Annotated in this window: 3 protein-coding genes; 2 read left to right on the forward strand and 1 reads right to left on the reverse strand. The window is 51.0% G+C overall.

What is annotated here, in order from left to right:
* Together KOR42_RS27615 and KOR42_RS26170 are read left to right on the forward strand one after the other, a co-directional pair.
* The coding region (locus tag KOR42_RS27615; RefSeq protein ID WP_231741153.1) for a hypothetical protein at nucleotides 1–211 on the forward strand (211 nt) is incomplete at its 5' end.
* Between the two features lie 185 nt (nucleotides 212–396).
* Nucleotides 397–660, forward strand: coding sequence for a hypothetical protein (locus KOR42_RS26170; RefSeq protein ID WP_146512738.1), 264 nt, complete (start codon nucleotides 397–399; stop codon nucleotides 658–660).
* Nucleotides 661–778: 118 nt separating this feature from the next.
* Here KOR42_RS26170 and KOR42_RS26175 read toward each other — a convergent pair whose 3' ends face one another.
* Complete coding sequence (locus KOR42_RS26175; RefSeq protein ID WP_146512739.1) at nucleotides 779–1,399, reverse strand: PEP-CTERM sorting domain-containing protein; 621 nt, start codon at nucleotides 1,397–1,399, stop codon at nucleotides 779–781.
* Nucleotides 1,400–1,797: the final 398 nt, after the last annotated feature.

Genomic DNA, 1,797 nt, shown 5'->3' on the forward strand with positions numbered 1-1,797 from the left:
TTCAAAGTCTCTCCCGAGCCATCGAAAGCAACTTCCGGCACTTCAAAACAAGCACGACCTCACTCAATGGCAACCAACCAAAACTCAGACTGCTACTCAGAAGTCCGCAATGTTCAACGGGCTGCTAGATGTGACAAGCTGGCCCCAGACGTCAACATCGGGCGAGGTGCAACTGAACCTTGATTCTGTTGACGGAACCGTCCATTTTTGAAACGGCAACTTCGCCGATCGACAGAGAGCGAAGCGAGTTTCTTCTTGGTGGCACGCAATTGCGACTGGTACAATCTTTGAATTGTCGTTCAACATTCTGGCACTGAATGTCGTAAGTGAACCGTTGGCGTTTGGTCGGCAATTGCGAAGGAACTCGTTTCAGCGTTTGGGGGAATCATGTCGTTCGTGCAGCAACTATTTGCAGCAATTCTTCCATCGAGCTGGATGGCGGAGATGCAGGAGTCGACGGAGCGATGGTCGATTCGATGTTGTCGCTGTGACAATTCTCGCAGCCTCTGGGAGGCGGGCGGGATTCGATGGGGCAAAATGAGTGTTGGGAATGTGCAGCGAACGCTTGTCTGGTGTCGCGTCTGTCGCGAACTCACAACGGCTGCCGTCGAACGGAGCGATGCATCTGCGGCTCGTGAGACGAAATTTCGAGAGAACTGAGGCGGGTCAACTGAGGTGTATACACAGCGAGACTTGATAGATTCACTCCATCAAGTCTCGCTGTGTGATCTCAGACTAAGGGGTTATGGACGAATGCTCCGTCTTCCCTCTTGAAGTATCAGGCACAATTTCTTTTACGGTGTTTGACTCCAGCCAGCACAAGGCTTCCCAAGCCCAGAAGAGCCAGCGACGAAGGTTCCGGGACGGTATTGAGTTCGGAGTTGTAGCGAAGTTCGACGATGGCGTAGTTGTCGGGATTCTCTTCCCCGTAGTGGATGAAATCAGCTGAGAACGCCAGCACTTCCCCGCCTGCACCGTATTTCACTTCATGAATCGTGAATGACCCGGAAGCGAGATTGTCAGCACGTCCCGTGCTTCCGAACTCCAGTCCAGGACGTTCAGCATCTTGAAACGGAAAACGTTGGAAGTTGTCGTATGGTCCGACGGCCAGTTCAGCATCGAATGGGGCGGAGAAATTGAGAAACCATCGGTCGATCGTCGTTCCGGCAACTGGCGGGCCGGTGATCACGAAGCCGATTCCGTTGTCGAAATTTCGTGATGGAGTAAACGTCCAGCCGTCTGCAGGAGAGACCGTGTAATTCTGAAGACCGCGAGCAACCCAACTCGTGGGCGAGCTGTCGACGACCGTGAGTCGCGTTTCAATACCGGCGTGAGATGTTTGAGTGAAGAGAAGAACAGCAGCGAGGCAGAGTGCACTTCGAAGAAGAGAATTCGGCACTTTTCAACTCCAGCGATGAGAGTTCTGAGTTGTATACGTCCGTGATGGATGTTTTGAGAGGTTGATCGAAGCCTATTGATCGATAAAAACCAATGTCAACGAATTTTGATTGATCACTCTCAAAAAAAACGAAGTGCCTTAGTTCGTGAAACAATTCAGGAATTTATCTTGAAAGGTGTCTCCGCGAATCGTTAAGGCGTGTTGCTCTTACGAGTTCGCGAAGACTCTGTCGAGAAATAAACTTAGAGGCTATCCGGAAACTGAGGTTTTGTGAAAGTCTGGTTTTGTTCACACTTTGCGGTTCATCAACGCAAAGGAGTGCACGGTGTCCGAGGCGATTCGAAAAGCGTACCCAAGTGACCTGACTGACCTTCAGTGGGAGATGATCGAAATGATTC

Source organism: Thalassoglobus neptunius (assembly GCF_007859735.1).
In the GTDB taxonomy this organism is placed as follows: domain Bacteria; phylum Planctomycetota; class Planctomycetia; order Planctomycetales; family Planctomycetaceae; genus Thalassoglobus; species Thalassoglobus neptunius.